General features: G+C 45.1%; 23 protein-coding genes, 1 pseudogene and 1 other annotated feature. Of the genes and pseudogenes, 20 read left to right on the forward strand and 4 right to left on the reverse strand.

Annotated features, from left to right (window positions below):
* Position 1: 1 nt before the first annotated feature.
* The 3 genes from N596_RS01640 to N596_RS01650 all read left to right on the forward strand — a co-directional run bounded on the left by N596_RS01640 (position 2) and on the right by N596_RS01650 (position 2256).
* On the forward strand, positions 2-514 hold the full coding sequence (locus tag N596_RS01640; protein ID WP_003002788.1) for an adenine phosphoribosyltransferase: 513 nt from the start codon (positions 2-4) through the stop codon (positions 512-514).
* A gap of 101 nt (positions 515-615) precedes the next feature.
* Positions 616-1560, forward strand: coding sequence for a homoserine O-acetyltransferase MetA (gene metA / locus N596_RS01645; RefSeq protein ID WP_006596512.1), 945 nt, complete (start codon positions 616-618; stop codon positions 1558-1560).
* Between the two features lie 9 nt (positions 1561-1569).
* Positions 1570-2256 carry a DnaD domain-containing protein gene (locus N596_RS01650; RefSeq protein WP_023026709.1) on the forward strand — a complete coding sequence of 229 codons (687 nt, stop codon included), beginning with the start codon at positions 1570-1572 and terminating at the stop codon, positions 2254-2256.
* A 375-nt stretch (positions 2257-2631) separates the two neighbouring features.
* Here the strand turns inward: N596_RS01650 and add are convergent, their stop codons facing one another.
* On the reverse strand, positions 2632-3651 hold the full coding sequence (gene add / locus N596_RS01655) for an adenosine deaminase (protein WP_023026710.1): 1020 nt from the start codon (positions 3649-3651) through the stop codon (positions 2632-2634).
* Between the two features lie 136 nt (positions 3652-3787).
* On the opposite strand from add, the gene yghU reads away from it, so the two are divergent.
* The 8 genes from yghU (at position 3788) to rfbB (ending at position 11200) form a co-directional block, all read left to right on the forward strand.
* Positions 3788-4576 (forward strand): glutathione-dependent disulfide-bond oxidoreductase, encoded by a 789-nt coding sequence (yghU, locus tag N596_RS01660; RefSeq protein ID WP_023026711.1) that lies wholly within the window; start codon positions 3788-3790, stop codon positions 4574-4576.
* Positions 4577-4747: 171 nt separating this feature from the next.
* The gene (locus N596_RS01665) at positions 4748-5437 is read left to right on the forward strand and encodes a tRNA (adenine(22)-N(1))-methyltransferase (RefSeq protein WP_023026712.1); all 690 of its coding nucleotides are present in this window, start codon (positions 4748-4750) and stop codon (positions 5435-5437) included.
* On the forward strand, positions 5424-6221 hold the full coding sequence (locus N596_RS01670) for a Nif3-like dinuclear metal center hexameric protein (RefSeq protein ID WP_023026713.1): 798 nt from the start codon (positions 5424-5426) through the stop codon (positions 6219-6221). Before N596_RS01665 ends, N596_RS01670 begins: the two co-directional genes overlap by 14 nt.
* 9 nt (positions 6222-6230) lie before the next feature.
* Positions 6231-7319, forward strand: a complete 1089-nt coding sequence (locus N596_RS01675; RefSeq protein WP_023026714.1) for an NAD(P)/FAD-dependent oxidoreductase — start codon at positions 6231-6233, stop codon at positions 7317-7319.
* A 252-nt stretch (positions 7320-7571) separates the two neighbouring features.
* Complete coding sequence (locus tag N596_RS01680) at positions 7572-8396, forward strand: ZIP family metal transporter (protein ID WP_042361047.1); 825 nt, start codon at positions 7572-7574, stop codon at positions 8394-8396.
* Positions 8397-8488: 92 nt separating this feature from the next.
* On the forward strand, positions 8489-9358 hold the full coding sequence (gene rfbA, locus N596_RS01685) for a glucose-1-phosphate thymidylyltransferase RfbA (protein ID WP_023026716.1): 870 nt from the start codon (positions 8489-8491) through the stop codon (positions 9356-9358).
* Positions 9358-9951, forward strand: coding sequence for a dTDP-4-dehydrorhamnose 3,5-epimerase family protein (locus tag N596_RS01690; protein ID WP_006596503.1), 594 nt, complete (start codon positions 9358-9360; stop codon positions 9949-9951). Before rfbA ends, N596_RS01690 begins: the two co-directional genes overlap by 1 nt.
* Before the next feature lie 202 nt (positions 9952-10153).
* Entirely contained in the window at positions 10154-11200 is a 1047-nt protein-coding gene (gene rfbB / locus N596_RS01695; protein WP_023026717.1) for a dTDP-glucose 4,6-dehydratase, read from the forward strand.
* 231 nt (positions 11201-11431) lie between these two features.
* On the opposite strand, the gene N596_RS01700 is transcribed toward rfbB, so the two are convergent.
* The gene (locus N596_RS01700; RefSeq protein WP_042361050.1) at positions 11432-11830 is read right to left on the reverse strand and encodes a DUF6556 family protein; all 399 of its coding nucleotides are present in this window, start codon (positions 11828-11830) and stop codon (positions 11432-11434) included.
* Positions 11831-11932: 102 nt separating this feature from the next.
* Complete coding sequence (locus tag N596_RS01705; protein ID WP_023026719.1) at positions 11933-12496, reverse strand: hypothetical protein; 564 nt, start codon at positions 12494-12496, stop codon at positions 11933-11935.
* 240 nt (positions 12497-12736) lie between these two features.
* On the opposite strand from N596_RS01705, the gene N596_RS01710 reads away from it, so the two are divergent.
* From N596_RS01710 to N596_RS09565, 9 genes and pseudogenes are all read left to right on the forward strand, one after another.
* The gene (locus N596_RS01710; protein ID WP_023026720.1) at positions 12737-13879 is read left to right on the forward strand and encodes a cysteine desulfurase family protein; all 1143 of its coding nucleotides are present in this window, start codon (positions 12737-12739) and stop codon (positions 13877-13879) included.
* A 21-nt stretch (positions 13880-13900) separates the two neighbouring features.
* A complete protein-coding gene (gene thiI / locus N596_RS01715; protein WP_023026721.1) occupies positions 13901-15121 on the forward strand; it encodes a tRNA uracil 4-sulfurtransferase ThiI in 1221 nt (406 codons plus the stop codon).
* A gap of 167 nt (positions 15122-15288) precedes the next feature.
* Positions 15289-15375 (forward strand) — a sequence feature (ribosomal protein L21 leader region).
* A gap of 33 nt (positions 15376-15408) precedes the next feature.
* A complete protein-coding gene (rplU, locus tag N596_RS01720; protein WP_003007734.1) occupies positions 15409-15723 on the forward strand; it encodes a 50S ribosomal protein L21 in 315 nt (104 codons plus the stop codon).
* 15 nt (positions 15724-15738) lie between these two features.
* Positions 15739-16083, forward strand: a complete 345-nt coding sequence (locus N596_RS01725; RefSeq protein ID WP_023026722.1) for a ribosomal-processing cysteine protease Prp — start codon at positions 15739-15741, stop codon at positions 16081-16083.
* A 16-nt stretch (positions 16084-16099) separates the two neighbouring features.
* Positions 16100-16393 (forward strand): 50S ribosomal protein L27, encoded by a 294-nt coding sequence (rpmA, locus tag N596_RS01730; RefSeq protein WP_003002805.1) that lies wholly within the window; start codon positions 16100-16102, stop codon positions 16391-16393.
* A 437-nt stretch (positions 16394-16830) separates the two neighbouring features.
* A complete protein-coding gene (locus tag N596_RS01735) occupies positions 16831-17733 on the forward strand; it encodes a LysR family transcriptional regulator (RefSeq protein ID WP_023026724.1) in 903 nt (300 codons plus the stop codon).
* Positions 17734-17736: 3 nt separating this feature from the next.
* Positions 17737-18198: a signal peptidase II gene (gene lspA, locus N596_RS01740; RefSeq protein ID WP_023026725.1), complete on the forward strand. Its 462-nt coding sequence runs from the start codon at positions 17737-17739 to the stop codon at positions 18196-18198.
* Positions 18188-19078, forward strand: a complete 891-nt coding sequence (locus N596_RS01745) for an RluA family pseudouridine synthase (protein WP_023026726.1) — start codon at positions 18188-18190, stop codon at positions 19076-19078. The genes lspA and N596_RS01745 overlap by 11 nt, the downstream gene beginning before the upstream one ends.
* Before the next feature lie 228 nt (positions 19079-19306).
* Positions 19307-19474 (forward strand): annotated as a pseudogene (locus N596_RS09565) (pyrroline-5-carboxylate reductase dimerization domain-containing protein); the annotation flags it as partial.
* A gap of 33 nt (positions 19475-19507) precedes the next feature.
* Here the strand turns inward: N596_RS09565 and N596_RS01750 are convergent.
* A complete protein-coding gene (locus N596_RS01750; RefSeq protein ID WP_023026728.1) occupies positions 19508-21031 on the reverse strand; it encodes an ATP-binding cassette domain-containing protein in 1524 nt (507 codons plus the stop codon).
* Between the last annotated feature and the right edge of the window lie 265 nt (positions 21032-21296).

Raw genomic sequence — 21296 nt, forward strand, 5'->3', positions numbered from 1 at the left:
AATGAACTTAAAAGATTACATTGCAAGCATTGAAAACTATCCACAAGAAGGGATTACCTTCCGTGATATCAGCCCTTTGATGGCAGATGGCAATGCTTATAGTTATGCGATTCGTGAAATCGTTCAATACGCGACGGATAAGAAGATCGATATGATCGTCGGACCTGAAGCGCGTGGCTTCATCGTAGGATGTCCAGTCGCTTTTGAATTGGGAATTGGTTTTGCACCTGTTCGGAAACCTGGTAAGTTGCCACGTGAAGTCATCTCAGCGGACTACGAAAAAGAATATGGTGTGGATACCTTGACCATGCACGCCGATGCTATCAAACCAGGCCAACGCGTCCTCATCGTCGATGACCTCTTGGCAACAGGTGGTACCGTTAAAGCAACCATCGAAATGATTGAAAAACTCGGTGGAGTGGTTGCAGGTTGTGCCTTCTTGATCGAGCTCGATGATCTCAAAGGTCGCGAAGCAATCGGAGACTACGATTACAAAGTCTTGATGCATTACTAATATAGTTTAGAGCTATATCTAGATAGAGAAAAACCATAATTGAAAACTATATGCTCCTGTCTTATAATAAGAGGTAACAACTTGTAAGATGGGAGCTTTTTATGCCAATTACCTTAGATAAGAAATTACCAGCAGTTGATATTCTTCGCTCAGAAAATATTTTTGTCATGGATGATATTCGGGCAACGCACCAAGATATTCGTCCGATGAATGTTCTGATTTTGAATCTCATGCCGACTAAGGTAGCAACTGAGACTCAACTGTTACGCCTCCTGGCCAATACTCCCTTGCAGATCAATGTGGATTTCCTCTATATGACAAGCCATGAGTCCAAGACAACAGCAGCAGAGCATATGGAAGTCTTCTATAAATCCTTCGAGGATATTAAAGAGAATTATTATGATGGCCTGATCATTACGGGAGCTCCAGTAGAGAAATTGGCTTTTGAGGAAGTGGATTACTGGGAGGAGTTAACAAAGGTCTTTGCTTGGTCGAAGCGCCATGTTTTTTCAACCTTGCATCTTTGTTGGGGTGCGCAAGCTGGTCTCTATTACCGCTATGGGATTGAAAAAGTGGCTCTCTGTGACAAGCTATCAGGGATCTATGAGCAAACAGTCATGAATCCACAGAACCGATTGATGCGTGGTTTTGACGATGCTTTTTTGGCTCCTCACTCACGTTATACGGATGTCCCCCTCAAAGAAGTGCTAGACAAGAGCAACTTGCAAGTCTTAGCTCAAGGCGGTGAAGTAGGGCTATCTATTCTGGCCAGTCCAGACCTTCGAGAGGTCTATAGTTTTGGTCATCTGGAGTATGACCGTGATACCTTGGCCAAGGAATACCAGCGGGATGTGAAAGCGGGCTTGAATCCAGATCTTCCCAAGAACTATTATGATCAGGATGACAGCAGTCGCGATCCTCGGATGCGGTGGAACTTAGCGGCAGCCAACTTCTTTAGTAATTGGATCAATTATGCAGTTTACCAAGAAACTCCTTATCGTTTGGAGGAGTTAGAAAAAGATATTTCATTTTATGGTTACCTATAAAGGGGTAGTATGACATATTCACAAGCATTTAAGTCAGGCAATTTGGTCTTACCAAGTGCCTTACTTTTCCATTATCACCACTTATTTAAAGACGCAGAGGATTTTCTGGTTTGGCAGTTCTTTTATTTGCAGAATACGACCAACCAATCCAGCCTCACGCCGAACCAAATTGCAGATGCGATTGGCAAGTCGGTCGCAGAAGTCAACCAGTCCATGTCTCGCCTGACCAATCAAGGTTTGCTCCAGTATCGAACCATTGAGCTAGATGGGGAGATTGAAGTTCTTTTTGATGCGACTGTTGCGCTCGAACGCCTGGATGACTTGCTTCAAAGTAAGACGGAAGAAGCACAGCGTGGGCAAGACAAGCAGGCAAAAAATGAACTGGCTGATTTGGTCAAAACCTTTGAGCAGGAGTTAGGCCGTTTATTGACTCCCTTTGAAATCGAAGACTTGACGCAGACAGTCAAACAGGACCAAACAGACCCTGATATTGTGAAGGCTGCCTTGAGAGAAGCAGTCTTTAACGGCAAGCCTCACTGGAAATACATCCAGGCCATCCTGCGCAATTGGCGACGGGAGGGCATTACCAGTTTGACACAATTAAAAATCAAGCAACAAGAGCGGGAGGCCCTTCAGCCTGAAAATGTCACCGTTTCAGAAGATTTCTTACAGGCTATGGATTTATGGAAAGATTAAAAGAGAGTGGGACAGAAATCGGTAATTCGTTAGAATTCGATTTCGTCGTCCCACCTCCGCACAGTTGAGTAGGGCTGTAAAAGCTGATGAAATCAGCGTAGTAGAGCCCACTCAACCACTGCGTCTTGCTCGACAATCCAAAGATAATTGAGAGGCTAGGACTTTTGTCCCAGCCTCTTTTTATATTGACGAAGTATTTATTGTATTTAATCATTTAAAAGATTCTGCAATAATGATTGAGGACTGTTAAAGTCGTACAAAGAAGACTTGGAACTTCTACGAAGTTCGCTGATGTCCGCACTCACCTAAGGAAAGTTCTAAGAAGTCCCTGCCTTTAATCTTAAACTAGCACTTAGAAAGTGCTAGTTTTTTCATTTATAAATAGTCCGCGTAAGCTTTTTCTAGTTTGGTCAAGAGTTCTTGCTTTTCTTCGTCGCTAGCAAAGGAAGCTTGGATGGCATCGACATTGTGCTGGTAAAAGTCAGCTGGCGTCGTTTGGAAGTGGCGATGGTAGAGCTCGTATTCCTTGGTTAAATCCGTATCAGATACGGTCCGGTTATCGGTGTTGATACTGATATGGGCTTGAGCTTCTTTCATCTTGAGGTAAGGGAAGTCTGCCACAGTGGCCGCTGCCTTGGTTTGAAGGTTACTGGTCAAGCAGAGCTCACCGGTGACCCCATTTTTCACAAACTCTTTTAGAAGTTCTGGTTCGTAAGCTAATAAGGTCACATGGCCATTTCGTTTGATGCCATAGGCCATGGATTGAGCGACATTGGCTGGACAGTGGCATTCTCCTGCATGCAGGGTCATGGGACGGTTGTAACTGTTGACCTGCTGGATGAGGGCCTCAATGGCTTGTGGAGGGTAGTGATGTTCATCCCCAGCGAAGTCGAAGCCGACAAAATCCTGATCCCTAACTTGGTTGGCTTCTACCAGGATGCGAGAAGTGAGTTCTGGATCGGACTGGCGCATGCCACAAACGAGGGCTTTGGCTGTAATGCCAAATTCATCCTGGGCTTGGCGCAATCCTTCACAGACAGCATCGATAGTTTCTGGGACAGTGAGTCCTTGATCCATGGACAATTCTGGGGCAAAACGAACCTCGATATAGAGGACATTCTCCAGAGCCGCTTGCTTAGCGACATCGTAAGCAGCAAGGGTCAGGGCTTCCTTGGTTTGAAGGAGAGGGCGAATGTAGTCAAAGGCCTCCAAATAGTCCAAGAGATTCTCACAGTGGGCAGGGGCAGTGACATGGTGTTTGAGCTCTTCATCGCTAGCAGGAAGGTCAATATTGGCCAGGGCTGCCAATTGGCGAATAGTCGGAAGAGACAAGGAACCGTCTAAGTGGCAGTGGAGTTCTGTCTTTGCCAAACTATGAAAGTCAATTGTGGACATATTTTTCTCCTTAAAATGTATTTTTTCTATACTATCATTTTGCTAAGAAAAGTCAAGTAAAGCTAGCGTAGCAGATTTTTGAAAGTAACGCCTGGATTTGATATGCTAGTACTAGCTTAGAAAAAGGAGAACAGAGATGTCAGACTATCAATTACCGGAAGTATGGGAAGCACCAAGTCAAATGGGAGGAGCCTGGGGCAGCTTGAACCAACCAACAGCAGGTGCCCGTTTTGAACAGACTCTTCCAAAAGGCGATCAGCCTTTCCAACTCTATACCCTTCCAACCCCTAATGGAATCAAGGTGACCATTATGCTAGAGGAATTGAAAGAGCTGGGAGTGGATGCAAGCTATGACGCTTATCGGATCAAGATTGGTGAGGGAGATCAATTCGGCAGTGACTTTGTGGCTATCAATCCAAACTCGAAAATTCCAGCTATGTTGGATCAATCAGGAGAGGAAGCGATTCGGGTCTTTGAATCAGCCAATATTCTCTTGTATTTAGCAGAGAAATTTGGTCAATTGATTCCAGCAGATCCTGCTAAACGGACCGAAGTGCTTAATTGGCTCTTCTGGCAGACAGGGGCTGCGCCATTTTTAGGTGGGGGCTTTGGCCATTTCTTCCACTACGCTCCTGAAAAAATCGAGTATGCCATCAACCGCTTTGCCATGGAAGCCAAACGCCAATTGGACCTACTGGATAAAGAATTGGAGACCAAACCTTATATCGCAGGAGATGACTATACCATTGCGGATATTGCCATCTGGTCTTGGTATGGCCGTCTCGCCCAAGACAAGGTCTGGGACCGAGCGGGAATATTCTTAGATGTGAAGGAATACAAGCATTTGCAAGCCTGGACAGAAAAAATTGCTAATCGCCCAGCAGTGCAACGTGGCTTGGAAGTGGAATATAAGGAAATTGACTAAAGTCTAAGCATAGATAATTCAATTGTATTGGCTCCAAAAATAAGAGATTTCTCAACTTATCTATCTAGCTTGAAAAATTTAGAAGCAATTTGCTAAGGCGCCGTTGCGCCTTTTTTTAATGGTGCAAACATGGTATACTTAAGGATGGAATAAAAGTTTAGAAAGTAGCACATGGAATTTACAAAATTATCAAATCGATTGGACTTGGTGGCTAGCTTCGTCCCAGAAGGAGCGCGTCTGTTAGATGTGGGAAGTGACCACGCTTATCTCCCAATCGCTCTTTTACAGGAAGGCAAGATTGAGGCTGCTATTGCAGGGGAAGTGGTTGAGGGACCTTATCAGTCTGCCCTGCAAAATGTCGCCGATAATGGTTTAGAGGACAAGATTGAAGTCCGCCTAGCTAATGGCTTGGCTGCATTTGAACCAACAGATAGTATTTCCTGCATCACTATTGCAGGAATGGGCGGGCGCTTGATTGCAGATATCTTAGCAGCTGGACTTGAGAAATTAGCCGGTGTCTCCCGCTTGGTCTTGCAACCCAATAATCGGGAGGATGAATTGCGGACTTGGTTAGTAGACCATGATTTTCGCATAGTTGATGAAGCTATCTTAGAAGAAAATGAGAAGTTTTATGAGATCCTCGTGGTCGAACAGGGTTCTCAAGAGTTGTCAGCTAAGGAACTGCGTTTTGGTCCCTATTTGATGCGGGAACAAGCTCCAGCCTTTGTCCAAAAGTGGTCCAAGGAAGTGGAAAAATTAGCCTTTGCCTTGGAGCAGGTCCCAGTTGAGAATCAATCTGCCAGAGCATCGTTAGAAGACCGTATCGCCCAAATCAAGGAGGTCCTAAATGAAAGCAAGTGAAGTCATCAAACGCTATGAAGCTTACTGTCCTCAAGAACTTTCCATGGAGGGAGATGTCCGTGGGCTACAGGTCGGCACCCTGCAAAAAGACATCAAGAAGGTCATGGTAGCCTTGGATATCCGGGAGCAGACGGTGGCGGAAGCCATCGCCCATGGAGTGGACTTAATCATCGTCAAGCACGCGCCCATTTTCCGTCCGATTAAGGATCTGGTTGCCGATCGGGCTCAAAATCAGATCTATATTGACTTGATCAAACACGATATTGCGGTCTATGTCAGCCATACCAATATTGATATTGTCCCAGATGGATTGAACGATTGGTTCTGCCAGCTTTTAGAAATTGAAAATACAGAGCCCCTCAGCCTGACAGGAGAAGGTCTAGGTATCGGCCGTATCGGTCAGGTGCGCCCCCAAACCTTTAGGCAGTTGGCTGAAAAAGTAAAAGAAACCTTTGGCTTAGATGCTTTGCGCTTGGTTGGTTATGACCAGGCGGATCTGGATCGGGTCATTGAGCGCGTCGCTATCTGTGGTGGAAGCGGTCAGTCCTTTTACAAGGATGCTCTTGCTAAGGGAGCAGAGGTCTATATCACAGGAGATATCTACTACCACACGGCTCAGGACATGCTAAGTGACGGGCTCCTAGCCTTGGATCCAGGTCACCATATCGAAGTTCTCTTTGTCTCGAAACTAGTAGAAAAACTCAATCAGTGGAAGTCTGAAGAAGATTGGGGGATCGAAGTGCTGGTTAGTCAAGCTAGCACCAATCCTTTTTACCACATCTAAGAGGTTATTATGAAAGTTGCGATTATTGGTGCAGGGATCGTGGGATCCACTGCAGCCTATTATTTATCCAAAGAAGCACAAGTGGATGTAACCGTCTATGACCATGGTGTGGGCCAAGCGACTAAAGCTGCGGCCGGTATCATTAGCCCTTGGTTTTCTAAACGACGGAACAAGGCCTGGTATCGCCTCGCTCGCTTAGGAGCTGACTTCTACCAAGAGTTGGTAGAGGACCTGGCCAAGGATGGAATTGAAACAGACTTTTACCAGCAGACCGGGGTCTATCTCCTTAAGAAAAAAGAGGAGAAATTAGATGAACTCTATCAGTTGGCACTGAGCCGCCGGGAAGAATCACCCTTGATTGGAGACTTGGCGATTTTAACCAAAGAAGAGGTGGCCCAGCAATTCCCAGGTCTAAATGGTTTTGAACAGCTCCTTTATGCATCAGGTGGAGCTCATGTTGAAGGAGCGCTTCTCACGGAAACTCTCCTTAAAGCCAGTGGGGCAAGAGTGATTAAGGAAGAGGTTGCTCTCTCAGTCTCGGATCATGGCTATCAGATTGCAGGAGAAAACTATGACCAAGTCATCCTAGCAACAGGAGCCTGGCTGGGACAAATGCTCGAACCACTTGGCTACCAAGTCGATGTCCGTCCCCAAAAAGGACAGTTGCGGGATTATCAGCTAGACCGAGATACTGATGACTATCCTGTGGTCATGCCAGAAGGAGAGCTGGATATCATTCCCTTCCAAAAGGGCAAGATCAGTATGGGAGCCACTCATGAGAATGAGATGGGCTTTGACCTGATGGTGGATCAAGCTCTGCTCAATCAGATGGAAACAGAAGCCTTGGCCTACTACCCAGAACTAGCTCAAGCGACAGTTGTCGGCGAGCGCGTTGGTACACGGGCCTACACCAGTGACTTTTCACCATTTTGGGGGGCTCTTCCCAATCAAGCTGGTATTTATGTCGCCAGTGGCCTAGGTTCGTCCGGCCTCACAACAGGTCCCCTCATTGGTTGGCATCTAGCCCAACTAGTGGCAGGAGGAAACCTACGCTTAGATCCAGCAGATTATCCAGTTGAACAATATGTGAAGAAGTAGGCTGGGACAAAAGTCCTAGCCTCTCAATTTTCTTTGCATTGTCGAGCAAAACGCAGTGGTTGAGTGGGCTCTACTACGCTGATTTCATCAGCTTTTACAGCCCTACTCAACTGTGCGGAGGTGGGACGACGAAATCGAATTCTAACGAATGACCGATTTCTGTCCCACTCTCTTTTTTTCGAAAGACCTTCCTTCATTCGGATAAAAATAGTAGAATAGAACAAGTGAATCAACAAAAAAATGGGAGTTGTTATGAATTGGTTTCAATCACAATCCGTGGTCTTGCAGGCCTTTCTCGCAGGATTGTTTACATGGGGCTGTACCATCGTAGGGTCAGCCATCGTCTTTTTCTTCAAGCATATTAGTCGAAAACTATTGGACATCATGATGGGCTTCGCGGCGGGCGTTATGATTGCGGCTTCTTTTTGGTCCCTCTTGCAACCGTCTATTGAGTATGCGGAAAACTCCTATGGAAGTTTGGCTTGGTTTCCGGCTGCGATCGGTTTTCTAGCTGGAGGTTTTTTCCTCCGCTTGATCGACGCCATCGTCCCTCACCTTCATATGAGTAAGGAGATTGAGGAGGCTGAGAGCATCCATACGCCGAGGGAAAAGAAGTTGTCTAAAACAACCCTACTCTTTCTCGCTATTACCATCCACAATTTCCCAGAAGGCTTGGCGGTCGGAGTGGCCTTTGGGGCTCTCGCCAGCAATCCAAGTCCAGAAGCCTTTATCGGGGCGGTTGGTTTGGCTATCGGGATTGGCTTACAAAATATCCCTGAAGGTGCTGCTCTTTCGATCCCGATCCGGACGGATGGCAAATCCCGTCTCAATGCCTTTTATTGGGGCTCCATGTCCGCCATCGTGGAACCAGTAGGAGCCCTGCTAGGGGCAGTAGCGGTCCTATCTATGACGGCCATCTTGCCGTATGCTCTTTCTTTTGCGGCAGGGGCTATGATCTTTGTGGTGGTCGAAGAGTTGATACCAGACTCGCAGACCAACGGCAATACAGATGTTGCGACCCTCGGCCTCATGGTTGGCTTTGTCATTATGATGATCCTAGACGTCGCTTTGGGATAACCTGTCATCACCTTGCAACACAAATGCAAGGTGACTTTTTTATATAAACATGATAAAATAGGAGTAATGAATACGTAGAAAGGCCTAACATTATGAAAGGTATTATTTTAGCCGGTGGTTCGGGTACTCGTTTGTATCCTTTGACTCGTGCCGCTTCCAAACAGTTGATGCCCATTTATGACAAGCCAATGATTTACTACCCATTGTCAACCCTTATGTTGGCAGGGATCAAAGACATCTTGATTATCTCAACTCCTCAAGACCTTCCTCGTTTTGAAGAGCTTCTTGGAGATGGTTCTGAACTTGGGATTTCCCTCTCTTATGCAGAGCAACCAAGCCCAGATGGCTTGGCACAAGCCTTTATCATTGGAGAAGACTTTATCGGGGATGATCATGTTGCCCTTGTTCTTGGAGATAATATCTTCCACGGAAATGGCTTAACCAAGATGTTGCAAAGGGCTGAAGCAAAAGAAAAAGGGGCAACTGTCTTTGGTTACCAAGTTAAAGATCCAGAACGCTTCGGTGTGGTAGAGTTTGATGATGATATGAATGCCATCTCTATCGAAGAAAAACCAGAACATCCAAAATCAAACTTTGCGGTGACAGGACTTTACTTCTATGACAATGATGTCGTAGAGATTGCTAAAAACATCAAACCAAGTCCTCGTGGCGAGCTTGAAATCACAGATGTCAACAAGGCTTATTTGGAGCGTGGAGATCTCTCTGTTGAGCTCATGGGCCGTGGTTTTGCTTGGTTGGATACAGGAACTCATGAAAGTCTCTTGCAGGCTTCTCAATATATTGAGACTGTTCAACGCTTGCAAAACGTCCAAGTTGCCAACCTTGAAGAAATCGCCTATCGCATGGGTTATATCACCAAAGAACAAGTTCATGAATTGGCGCAACCGCTGAAGAAAAATGAATACGGACAATACTTGCTCCGTTTGATTGGAGAAGCTTAATGACAGAACAATTTTTCGGAAAAGAATTAGCAGCCCGCAAGATTGAAGCCATCCCAGGCTTGTTGGAGTTTGATATTCCAGTCCATGGGGACAACCGTGGCTGGTTCAAGGAAAACTTCCAAAAAGAAAAAATGCTTCCTCTTGGATTTCCTGAAAGCTTCTTTGCGGAAGGCAAGTTGCAAAACAACGTTTCTTTCTCACGCAAGCATGTTTTACGTGGTCTGCATGCAGAACCTTGGGACAAGTACATTTCTGTGGCAGATGAAGGAAAGGTTCTTGGCACTTGGGTAGACCTTCGTGAAGGTGAAACATTTGGGAACACCTATCAAACTGTGATCGATGCCTCTAAAGGGATTTTTGTTCCTCGTGGCGTAGCCAATGGTTTCCAAGTTTTGTCTGACAAAGTAGCCTACAGCTATTTGGTCAATGACTACTGGGCATTGGAGCTCAAGCCAAAATATGCTTTTGTCAACTATGCAGACCCAAGCCTAGACATCCAATGGGAAAACTTGGAAGAAGCAGAAGTCTCAGAAGCAGACAAGAACCACCCATTGCTCAAAGACGTCAAACCCCTAAAAGCAGAAGATTTGTAAAAATGAACCTTGCAGAGCAGTATCGCGACTGCAAGTAGCCTGGTGGGATCGTTCCTGCCCTAGTGGAAACAAGATTGCCGTAGGGAATCTTGTAGGGAAATCCGAAGACTTCGGCTCCGGATTTAGCCATGAAACCAAAGGGTTGCTGGCGTCCCTCACTAGCGAAAGGAACAATCAAAACTAAAAACTATTTGGAGAAAAAATGACTGAATACAAAAACATCATTGTAACCGGTGGCGCTGGTTTCATCGGTTCAAACTTCGTACACTATGTCTACAACAACCATCCAGACGTGCATGTGACTGTCCTTGACAAACTCACTTACGCAGGTAACCGTGCCAACATCGAAGAAATCCTTGGGGATCGTGTTGAATTGGTTGTGGGGGATATTGCTGATGCAGCATTGGTGGACCAATTGGCTGCTAAGGCTGATGCCATTGTTCACTATGCAGCTGAAAGCCACAATGACAATTCATTGAATGACCCATCACCATTTATCCACACCAACTTCATTGGTACATACACACTTTTGGAAGCGGCTCGCAAGTACGATATTCGTTTCCACCACGTGTCAACAGACGAAGTGTATGGGGACCTTCCATTGCGTGAAGATCTTCCTGGACATGGTGAAGGTCCTGGTGAAAAATTTACTGCTGAAACCAAATACAACCCATCATCCCCTTATTCATCAACCAAGGCTGCTTCAGACTTGATCGTTAAGGCTTGGGTACGTTCCTTTGGTGTCAAGGCAACGATTTCCAACTGTTCAAACAACTACGGGCCATACCAACACATCGAGAAATTCATCCCACGTCAAATCACCAATATCTTGTCAGGAATCAAACCAAAACTTTATGGTGAAGGGAAAAACGTCCGTGACTGGATCCACACCAACGATCACTCAACAGGTGTTTGGGCTATTCTTACCAAGGGCCGTATCGGTGAAACTTACTTGATCGGTGCTGACGGTGAAAAGAACAACAAGGAAGTACTTGAGCTCATCCTTGAAAAAATGGGTCAACCAAAAGATGCTTACGACCGTGTGACAGACCGTGCTGGTCACGATTTGCGCTATGCTATTGATTCAACAAAATTGCGTGAAGAATTGGGTTGGGAACCACAATTCACAAACTTCGAAGCCGGTTTGGAAGAAACCATCAAGTGGTATACAGACAACCAAGACTGGTGGAAGGCTGAAAAAGAAGCTGTCGAAGCCAACTACGCAAAAACACAAGAAGTCATCAAATAAAAATAAGCCTCTGTTGATCAGGATTTCTGGTTAACTGAGGCTTTTCTATTATAGAAACGAGGCTGGGACAAAAGTCCTAGCCTCTCAATTGTCTTTGGATTGTCGAGCAAGGCGCAGTGGTTGAGTGGGCTCTACTACGCTGATTTCATCAGCTTTTATAGCCTTACTCAACCGTGCGGAGGTGGGACGACGAAATCGAATTCTAACGAATGACCGATTTCTGTCCCACTCTCAATTAGCAGATGATTCGGTATCAGTAGCAGAAGGTGTTGTTTCTGCAGGAGCTTCACTGGCACTGGTTTCTACCTGTGATGAATCAGTTTGTTCAGAGCTTGCATCGGATGCTTGGCTACTGGTAGCACTGATATCCGTCCCTGTAGCACTTGAATCAGTAGCAGATCCATCCTTTTCATGGACAACAACAACGCTAGTAGAGCTATCTTTTTTCTCCTCTGTCTTAGTCGTTGGTTTCATGATACTGTAAATGGTAAAGGAAGTAACGATAATCCCGAGAAGACTAGCAATCGTTGCGACAATCATCTGGAATAAAGAAAGGCTCTGTTTCACTTTTTCGCTTCTAGATGGTTTGTTGCTGTCTTGGTGTTTTTCTTTTCGTGAGTATTGTGACATAATCTGTTTCCTCTTCATTTCATATTTGGTTCTTTTATGTGAACACTTTAGTCATTATACGTTATTTTTATGAAAATGTCTAAGAAGAAATGAAAGAGGTTTTTAAAATTTCAAATTGCTTCCAAACTGGACGCTTTGAGTCTCGCTTGCCTCAGAGGACGTTTCAAAGTTTGCCTGTCCTTTTTCAGAGACGGAAATTGGTTGGTTTGTTTGACTAGGCTGGCTGATGATTTCATGGTTACTAAAACTAGAGGAGTCATTAGGAGAGATAAACTGGCCATTCGCCTGAATCTCTATCTTGTTTGGATCCGGGATAGAGTAGTCAATCTTACCCTTGAATTCCTTGGTTTTTGAAATCACTTTTACATCTTTGACACGGATGATACGACGGAACCAGCCATTGTATTCGACCAAGCATTTGAATTCGATGTGGCTATCGGATTCACCAGGGATTGGTTGGATAAGGCTCATTTCGCGGAGACTGCCTTCATCTTCCCTAAAGTAAGGTGGCTTCTCCAAGGGCTGTTGTAGGTCACACTGTCCTTTACCGTGACAGGCTAGTTGGGCAGAAGGGAGGGCAAATGGAAGTGGTGGTAGGACAGAGAGCAGTCCTCCAAGAGCAAGACTTCCAGCTAGGGCAATGGAAAAATAGATCGGTCGTTTCATGCTTGTCTCCTTTTATCATCTTTCGAGACCAGTTCAGTGGTTGGACAACTGTTTTAAAAGCCAGAACTTGGTTTTGTAAGCGTTTTACAAAACACTCCATCTTCATCATAAGCTATTTTGAGAAATTTACAAGTTTTCTGTCTGAAACTAGGAACAAAATGAAGCCTGCCAAATCCTTGTCCCTCCAACCTATAAATGTTACAATAAGATGATTGAAAATTGACTAGGAGAGAGTGGAAGATGATTTACTTTGATAATTCAGCAACAACCAAACCTTATCCAGAGGCCTTGGCTACCTACACGGAAGTCGCAAGCAAAATATGGGGAAATCCATCTAGCTTGCACAACTTGGGAAGTCAAGCGACTCGGATCTTGGAGGCATCTCGCAAGCAGATTGCTTCCCTCCTAGGCAAGAAAGCAGAAGAAATCTTTTTCACCTCGGGTGGGACAGAAGGGGACAACTGGGCGATCAAGGGAGTTGCTTTTGAAAAAGCTCCTTACGGGAAGCACATGATTGTCTCAGCTATTGAGCACCCGGCTGTGAAGGAATCAGCCCTCTGGCTACAAGGTCAAGGATTTGAGGTGGATATTGCGCCAGTTGATGCGCGTGGCTTCGTCCAAGTGGAAGAGTTGGAAAAACTCTTGCGTCCGGATACAACCCTCGTTTCGATCATGGCAGTGAATAACGAAGTAGGTTCTATCCAGCCTATTCAAGCCATTGCGGATCTATTGGCGGATCGTCCGACCATCACCTTCCACGTCGATGGGGTTCAGGCTCTTGCTAAGATTTCAACTGCTCTCTACTTACCAGATCGGGTGGATTTAGCGACCTTCTCCAGTCACAAGTTCCATGGACTTCGTGGGGTTGGCTTTCTCTACCTCAAAGAAGGTAAAAAGATCAGTCCCCTCTTAACAGGCGGCGGACAAGAAAAGGACTTTCGTTCGACGACGGAGAACTTAGCTGGAATTGCTGCGACTGCCAAGGCCTTGCGCTTGGCGATGGAGCGTCAAGAGGACTTTGAGCACAAGTGCCATCAGTTAAAAGAAGTCATTCGTGAGGAATTGGCTCACTATCCAGATGTGACGGTCTTCTCTGGAGATGAGGGCTTTGCGCCTCATATCTTGACCTTCGGTATCAAGGGAGTGCGAGGAGAAGTCATCGTCCATGCTTTTGAAGAGTATGAGATTTATATATCGACAACCTCTGCCTGCTCTTCCAAGGCTGGCAAACCAGCTGGAACCTTGATCGCCATGGGAGTAGACAAGGCTCTGGCGCAAACAGCTGTCCGTCTCAGTCTAGATCTCGAAAATGATATGAGTCAAGTCGAGCAATTTTTGACCAAGTTCAAACTGATCTATGAAAAGACGCGAAAGGTGCGTTAAGGAAAAGAAAAGGAAGTAACTATGCCATTAACTTATTCAGAAATTATGATCCGCTACGGGGAGCTTTCTACTAAAGGAAAGAACCGGATGCGCTTCATCAATAAATTGCGCAATAATATCTCAGATGTTTTGTCCATTTACCCAGCTGTCAAAGTGACAGCCGATCGGGACCGTGCTCATGCTTATCTAAATGGAACGGATTACGAACCAGTGGCGGAATCTCTTAAACAGGTCTTCGGGATTCAAAACTTTTCACCAGTCTACAAGATTGAAAAATCAGTCCCAGCCTTGGTTTCAGCCGTTCAAGAAATCATGCAGGAGATTTACCAGGAAGGGATGACCTTCAAGATTTCCAGCAAGCGGAGTGACCATTCTTTTGAACTGGATAGCCGAGAACTCAACCAAACCTTGGGTGGTGCTGTCTTTGAAGCCATTCCAACCATTAAGGCCCAAATGAAAAAACCGGATATCAACCTGCAAGTCGAAATCCGGGAAGAAGCAGCCTATATTTCTTATGAAACCATTAAGGGAGCAGGTGGTCTGCCAGTTGGGACATCTGGTAAAGGCATGCTCATGCTATCTGGTGGGATTGACTCTCCGGTAGCGGGTTACCTAGCCTTGAAGCGGGGTGTGGATATCGAAGCGGTCCATTTTGCTAGCCCACCTTATACCAGTCCTGGCGCGCTGAAAAAAGCCCACGATTTAACTCGAAAATTGACCAAGTTTGGGGGCAATATCCAGTTTATCGAAGTACCATTTACTGAGATTCAAGAAGAGATCAAGGCAAAGGCACCAGAAGCCTACCTCATGACCTTGACTCGTCGCTTTATGATGCGGATCACAGATCGCATCCGTCAAATTCGTGGTGGCCTAGTCATCATCAATGGGGAAAGTCTTGGTCAGGTTGCCAGCCAAACGCTAGAGAGCATGCAGGCTATCAATGCCGTGACCAATACGCCCGTCATCCGTCCAGTGGTGACCATGGACAAGTTGGAGATTATTGACATCGCCCAGGCCATCGATACCTTTGAAATCTCTATCCAGCCTTTCGAAGATTGCTGTACCATCTTTGCTCCGGATCGTCCAAAGACTAATCCAAAACTCAAAAATGCAGAGCAGTATGAGCAACGTATGGACGTGGAAGCCTTGGTGGAGCGGGCTGTCGCAGGTATTATCGTAACAGAGATCACGCCTCAAGCAGAAGCAGATGAAGTCGATGAGCTGATTGAGGATTTGTTGTAAGATCTAGTAAAATTGCTTGAAGAGTCAGCGAGACCAATCGATGAAAATGGGGAAAACGCTTGTTTTCCTCAATTTTTATCATTAAATGATGAAAATCCGTTTTCAAGAGACAAAAATGCTTGTCTTTGTCTGATAGAAGTGATATACTTAGAGAGTTGACTATGCACATGCCTGTGCAACCGCTCGATCATCGTCGCTCATCCTTTGAGCTTAAGTGGTTCGTCCCACGATGCTAGGCGAGTCTTCACAAAATACGGGGAAACCCAAAAATACATAGGAGGTGCATAATGAGCACATACGCAATCATTAAAACTGGCGGAAAACAAGTTAAAGTTGAAGTTGGTCAAGCAGTCTACGTTGAAAAATTGAACGTTGAAGCTGGTCAAGAAGTTACATTTAACGAAGTTGTTCTTGTTGGTGGTGAAAACACTGTTGTCGGAACTCCACTTGTTTCAGGAGCTACTGTTGTTGGAACTGTTGAAAAACAAGGAAAACAAAAGAAAGTTGTTACTTACAAGTACAAACCTAAAAAAGGTAGCCACCGTAAACAAGGTCACCGTCAACCTTACACTAAAGTTGTCATCAACGCAATCAACGCTTAATTTTTAGGAGAACACATGATACAAGCAGTCTTTGAACGAGCCGAAGATGGCGAGCTGAGGAGTGCAGAAATCACTGGGCACGCTGGAAGTGGCGAATACGGCTTTGATGTCGTGTGTGCATCGGTTTCTACGCTTGCCATTAACTTTGTCAACTCTGTTGAGAAATTTGCAGGCTATGAACCGGAACTAGAATTAAACGAAGAAGAGGGTGGCTTCATGCGGGTAACAATCCCGACAGACATTCCACCTCACCAAAGAGAAATGACCCAACTATTCTTTGAATCATTTTTCTTAGGGATGGCAAACTTATCGGAGAACTCATCCGAGTTCGTCCAAACAAGAGTTATCACAGAAAACTAACTGGAGGAAAACAATTATGTTGAAATTGAATCTTGCTAACTTGCAACTTTTCGCCCACAAAAAAGGTGGAGGTTCTACATCAAACGGACGTGATTCACAAGCAAAACGTCTTGGAGCTAAAGCAGCTGATGGACAAACTGTAACAGGTGGATCTATCCTTTACCGTCAACGCGGTACTCACATCTACCCAGGTGTGAACGTTGGACGTGGTGGAGACGATACTTTGTTCGCTAAAGTTGAAGGCGTAGTACGCTTCGAACGCAAAGGTCGCGATAAGAAACAAGTTTCTGTTTACCCAATCGCAAAATAATTTGTATTCAAAAACTCTCTGATCAATCAGAGAGTTTTTTTATGATATGTGTCAATTATTAGTTGATTATTTGATCTCTAATATTTCTTTTTATACTTTATAGATCATAGAAAAAAACGTTTTAAAACTTTCCTTAGGTGAGTACGGACGTCAGCGAACTTCTACGAAGTTCCATGACTTAGTTTTGAACCTAAGGTTTCAAAACTCCCGAATGCTTGAAACGCCACTGTTTCAAGCATTTTTCTCACGCCGGAAAGTTTGAAAATTTGCTTGAGTAGCTTCATAGATTAGAAATTATTTAATGCTTAACAGTTTCCTTATCATTTTTACGAGCATTAATTCAACTCCTAGTAGATCTCTTTCGATTGAAACCTCTCAACTTTTTTCATCCTCTAGATTATGGTATAATGGAGTGATATTGTTAGAAGGAAGAAGACATGAATATTCAACAGTTACGCTATGTTGTCGCGATTGCCAATAGTGGTACTTTTCGTGAAGCAGCTGAAAAAATGTACGTGAGTCAGCCGAGTCTGTCAATCTCGGTGAGAGACTTGGAAAAGGAACTGGGCTTTAAGATTTTCCGTCGGACTAGTTCAGGGACTTTCTTGACCCGTCGTGGAATGGAATTTTATGAAAAAGCCCAAGAATTGGTTAAGGGCTTTGATGTTTTTCAAAACCAGTATGCCAATCCTGAGGAAGAAAAGAAGGAATTCTCGATCTCGAGTCAGCACTATGATTTCCTTCCTCCTTTGATTACCCAATTCTCTGTTCTTTACCCTGAGAATAAAAACTTCCGGATATTTGAGTCGACCACGGTTCAAATCTTGGATGAAGTGGCTCAAGGGCACAGTGAATTAGGGATTATCTACCTCAACAAGCAAAATACCAAAGGAATCATGCAACGGGTGGATAAATTGGGCTTAGAAGTGATTGACCTCATTCCTTTCCAGACTCATATCTATTTGCGCAAGGACCATCCATTGGCTCAGAAAGAATTTCTGGTCATGGAGGATTTGGCTCACTTGCCGACCGTTCGCTTTACCCAGGAAAAGGATGAGTATCTCTACTATTCGGAGAACTTCGTCGATACCAGTGGTAGCTCGCAGCTCTTCAATGTGACAGACCGAGCGACCCTGAATGGGATCCTAGAGCGGACCAACGCCTATGCGACTGGTTCTGGCTTTTTGGATAGCCAATCGGTGAATGGCATTACTGTTATTCCCTTGATCGATGATTTGGATAATAAAATGGTCTATGTCAAACGGGAAGAGGTGGATCTCTCACCAGTGGCTGAGAAGTTTGTCCAAGTTATGGAAGTCTACTTTGATGAGAAGAGGTAGGACATGAAGAGAAAAGTAAGTATTTTTATCAGTATCCTCCTCTTGATTGTCTTGGACCAAGCTGTTAAGTGGTATGTGGTCAAGGAAATCCCACTGGGGGGCATGCGTTCATTCATTCCCAAAGTTGTCAGCCTGACCTATCTCAAGAACTCAGGTGCTGCCTTTTCCATGCTAGAAAACCAACAGTGGTTCTTTACCATCATTACCATCATAGCGATGGGGGCAGCCTTTGTCTACCTTTATCGTCACATCAAAGGTTCCCTCTGGCTCTTGTTGGGGTTGACCTTGATTATCTCAGGAGGAATTGGCAACTTTATTGACCGACTCCGTCAGGGCTTTGTCGTCGATATGTTCCACTTGGACTTTATGAATTTTGCCATCTTCAATGTAGCAGACATCTATTTAACCATCGGTGTAGGACTGCTACTGATTTATCTATTGAGAGAGGAGAGCCATGGAAGTTAGAGTAGAAGTCGCTGGAGCGCGACTGGATAAGGCTGTCTCAGAGTTGACTGAACTCTCACGTGGCTTGGCCAATGAGCAGATCAAGGAAGGAAAAATCCTCGTCAACGGTCAAGTCAAAAAGGCCAAGTATACCGTAAAAGAAGGGGATGTCATCAGCTATGAAGTCCCTCAAGTGGAAGAAGTGACCTATGAAGCAGAAGATATCCCCTTAGAGATTGTCTATCAGGATGCGGATGTCGCAGTGGTCAATAAATCCCAGGGCATGGTGGTCCATCCGAGTGCTGGTCACACCAGTGGAACTCTGGTCAATGCCCTCATGTATCACATCAAAGACTTGTCAGGGATCAATGGGGAGCTTCGTCCAGGGATCGTCCATCGGATTGACAAAGACACCTCTGGCCTCCTCATGGTGGCCAAGAACGATGCGGCCCATGTAGCCTTAGCAGATGAGCTCAAGGCTAAGAAGTCCCTGCGTAAGTATTGGGCCATTGTTCATGGCAATCTACCCAACGATCGGGGTGTCATTGAGGCGCCGATTGGGCGGAGTGACAAGGACCGCAAGAAGCAGGCTGTGACAGCCAAAGGGAAACCAGCCCTGACCCGTTTCCATGTCTTGGAACGTTTCGGGGATTATAGCTTGGTCGAGCTGCAATTGGAGACTGGGCGAACCCACCAGATCCGGGTTCATATGGCCTATATTGGCCATCCGGTCGCTGGTGATGAAGTCTATGGACCTCGCAGGACTTTGAAAGGCCATGGGCAATTCCTCCATGCTAAGACACTGGGCTTTACCCATCCTCGGACGGGAGAGGTCATGGAGTTTTCAGTTGAGGTTCCGGAGATTTTCCAAAAAACCTTGGAGCAGCTCCGTCAAGGATAAGCATTCAATCATAAAAACGAGTTTACCTCTTGTGGTTCAACTCGTTTTTTTGTGGGCAAATGGGGGTTCCCCCTGGTCCGCTCTTAGTATTTTTTAAGGCTTTCATGGTATAATGTTACAATCGAATACTCTGGAGAATGAATGGATGAAGAATAAGCGAATTGTGTTTAAAGTGGGGACCTCTTCCCTAACCAATCAAGATGGAAGCTTGTCTCGGAGCAAGGTCAAGGCCATCACCCAGCCCGATTAAGGGATGCGGTTTGTAGTCCAGGTGGCTCTACCATCGCAGGAGTCAACTGCTTAGAACAAGTCGGCTTACGAGGCGACATTATTGCAGGTGTGGAAGCAGCCTACAAACGGACCCAAGAAATGGGACAAGAGGCAGGGAAGAATTAGAAAAAAGATTGGTTTTAGCCAATCTTTTTTACGTTAGAGAGCCTCTATTTCTACCAAACCATTTTCAGTCAGACGATAGATCTTTTTGCAGACTTCTTTGAGGAAGGTCCGATCGTGGGACACTGTAACCAGTCCGCCTGGGTAGTCTGCGAATAGGCGACGAATTTCTGGTTGGGAAGTGGGTGAAAAATTACGAGTAGGCTCGTCCAAGAGCAGAAACTGGGGACTTGTGAGTACTAATTGAAGGAGGAAGAGTTTTCCTTGCTGGCCACCAGAAAGTTCAGAGATTGGATGGTGCATTTCAGAATAGGTAAAGTTGAGGGAGGCTAAATGCAATTGAATGGTGTTGATTTCTTCACGATCGCCTGAATGCTGTAGAAATTGAACGGGTGTCTGAGTCAGAGGGAGACGTTCAGTGTAATCTTGAGGCATATAGGCAGTGCGGATACTCTCATTCTTCTGTAGACTTTTCCAGATCATTTTTAGGAAAGTGGATTTCCCAACACCGTTGGAACCGATAATCCCTATTTTATCCTGTCCTAGAAGAGTAAGGGAGAGGTTCTTGACCAGGACACGATCACCAATTGCGAGCTCTTCCTGATCTAAGAGAAGGACACGTTTTTGAGGAGACAAGGGAGTGAGGGGTGGGAAATGCAGATTGATGATTTCCTCATCATAGGGTTGGGAAGTCATGGATTGGAATTCTCGCTCGTAGCGCTTTTCTTGTGAGAGGAGGGACTTCATTTTCTTTGCCAGGAGACGTCCAGCAGTGCTATCTTTGGTGTTTCGTAAGGAGGTTTCGACTTGCTGACGGACACGACGGTGCTTCTCCATAGTTTTTCGGTAGGCTCGTTGATCGTTGGCCGCTTGCTGAGACTGTTGATTAAATTGTTGTTCCCTCTGGCTACTGTAGTCTTGATAGCCTAGATGCTCTACGATGGTTTCAGCTTCCTTGCGGTGTTTGATCTGTCTGAGGTGGATGATCGTATCCGCCGTCTGAGTCAAAAAATCCTCATGATGGGAAATAAATATTATTGTTTGGGGACTCGTTTGGATCATCTGCTGGAGCCAATCCAAGGTCTCCAAATCCAGATCATTTGAAGGTTCATCTAAAAATAGTAATTCATGAGGACAACAAAGTTCGTGAAGCAGTTGGACCTTGAGGGCTTCTCCTCCAGATAGACTTCCGATAGCTTGATCGCTTGCAAAGCGGTCGCTATTAAAATGCAATTGATCTGCCAGTCTGTAGAGGGTGGCATAGTCTAGCTCGTCCTCTCCAAAAAAATATTCTTCCAAGGTTTTTCCCTTCAAAGCTTCCGGTAAAGTCTGGGGAATATAGGCATAGGAGTGAAAGGAAGTGGTGATTTCTCCTTCTATGGTCAGATAATCTGGTAGAGATTTTGGGGACATGAGGACCTGAAGTAAGGAAGATTTTCCATTCCCTTCTTCGCCAATAATAGCAACTTTTTCTCCTTCATGAATGGTCAGAGAAAGATCTCGAACCAGATCTCGTAAATCTTTTGTATGTCGGATAGTGAGGTGGGATAGTTTTAGCATAAGATTCCTTTCTACTGGGACAAAAAACAGCTCTACCTATTTAGTAGAGCTGTATTCATGTGGAACCCAAGCAGAAAAAGACCTTATTTAGCCAACACAAGGTTGGAAATTAGGCGAGAGGGTACACAAAAAGAGATAGAACAAGCAGTCCACTAAATAAAGTATCTTATTTAACGAAACTTAGTTGTTCATATCTCCTTACCTCCGAATGTGATTAGCTTTATTCTAATCCTTTCATTCCTTCTTGTCAAGGAAATCCTTGTTT

It is taken from the genome of Streptococcus ilei, assembly GCF_000479335.1.
In the GTDB taxonomy this organism is placed as follows: domain Bacteria; phylum Bacillota; class Bacilli; order Lactobacillales; family Streptococcaceae; genus Streptococcus; species Streptococcus ilei.

Coding starts and splice junctions, on each gene's coding strand:
- rfbA (WP_023026716.1), top strand. CDS start 8,489: ATGAAAGGTATTATTTTAGCCGGTGGTTCGGGTACTCGTTTGTATCCT.
- N596_RS01690 (WP_006596503.1), top strand. CDS start 9,358: ATGACAGAACAATTTTTCGGAAAAGAATTAGCAGCCCGCAAGATTGAA.
- N596_RS01700 (WP_042361050.1), bottom strand. CDS start 11,830: ATGTCACAATACTCACGAAAAGAAAAACACCAAGACAGCAACAAACCA.
- N596_RS01750 (WP_023026728.1), bottom strand. CDS start 21,031: ATGCTAAAACTATCCCACCTCACTATCCGACATACAAAAGATTTACGA.
- N596_RS01670 (WP_023026713.1), top strand. CDS start 5,424: ATGAAAGCAAGTGAAGTCATCAAACGCTATGAAGCTTACTGTCCTCAA.
- N596_RS01650 (WP_023026709.1), top strand. CDS start 1,570: ATGACATATTCACAAGCATTTAAGTCAGGCAATTTGGTCTTACCAAGT.
- N596_RS01710 (WP_023026720.1), top strand. CDS start 12,737: ATGATTTACTTTGATAATTCAGCAACAACCAAACCTTATCCAGAGGCC.
- thiI (WP_023026721.1), top strand. CDS start 13,901: ATGCCATTAACTTATTCAGAAATTATGATCCGCTACGGGGAGCTTTCT.
- metA (WP_006596512.1), top strand. CDS start 616: ATGCCAATTACCTTAGATAAGAAATTACCAGCAGTTGATATTCTTCGC.
- N596_RS01705 (WP_023026719.1), bottom strand. CDS start 12,496: ATGAAACGACCGATCTATTTTTCCATTGCCCTAGCTGGAAGTCTTGCT.
- N596_RS01640 (WP_003002788.1), top strand. CDS start 2: ATGAACTTAAAAGATTACATTGCAAGCATTGAAAACTATCCACAAGAA.
- N596_RS01675 (WP_023026714.1), top strand. CDS start 6,231: ATGAAAGTTGCGATTATTGGTGCAGGGATCGTGGGATCCACTGCAGCC.
- rfbB (WP_023026717.1), top strand. CDS start 10,154: ATGACTGAATACAAAAACATCATTGTAACCGGTGGCGCTGGTTTCATC.
- N596_RS01745 (WP_023026726.1), top strand. CDS start 18,188: ATGGAAGTTAGAGTAGAAGTCGCTGGAGCGCGACTGGATAAGGCTGTC.
- N596_RS01725 (WP_023026722.1), top strand. CDS start 15,739: ATGATACAAGCAGTCTTTGAACGAGCCGAAGATGGCGAGCTGAGGAGT.
- rplU (WP_003007734.1), top strand. CDS start 15,409: ATGAGCACATACGCAATCATTAAAACTGGCGGAAAACAAGTTAAAGTT.
- N596_RS01735 (WP_023026724.1), top strand. CDS start 16,831: ATGAATATTCAACAGTTACGCTATGTTGTCGCGATTGCCAATAGTGGT.
- N596_RS01680 (WP_042361047.1), top strand. CDS start 7,572: ATGAATTGGTTTCAATCACAATCCGTGGTCTTGCAGGCCTTTCTCGCA.
- yghU (WP_023026711.1), top strand. CDS start 3,788: ATGTCAGACTATCAATTACCGGAAGTATGGGAAGCACCAAGTCAAATG.
- N596_RS01665 (WP_023026712.1), top strand. CDS start 4,748: ATGGAATTTACAAAATTATCAAATCGATTGGACTTGGTGGCTAGCTTC.
- rpmA (WP_003002805.1), top strand. CDS start 16,100: ATGTTGAAATTGAATCTTGCTAACTTGCAACTTTTCGCCCACAAAAAA.
- lspA (WP_023026725.1), top strand. CDS start 17,737: ATGAAGAGAAAAGTAAGTATTTTTATCAGTATCCTCCTCTTGATTGTC.
- add (WP_023026710.1), bottom strand. CDS start 3,651: ATGTCCACAATTGACTTTCATAGTTTGGCAAAGACAGAACTCCACTGC.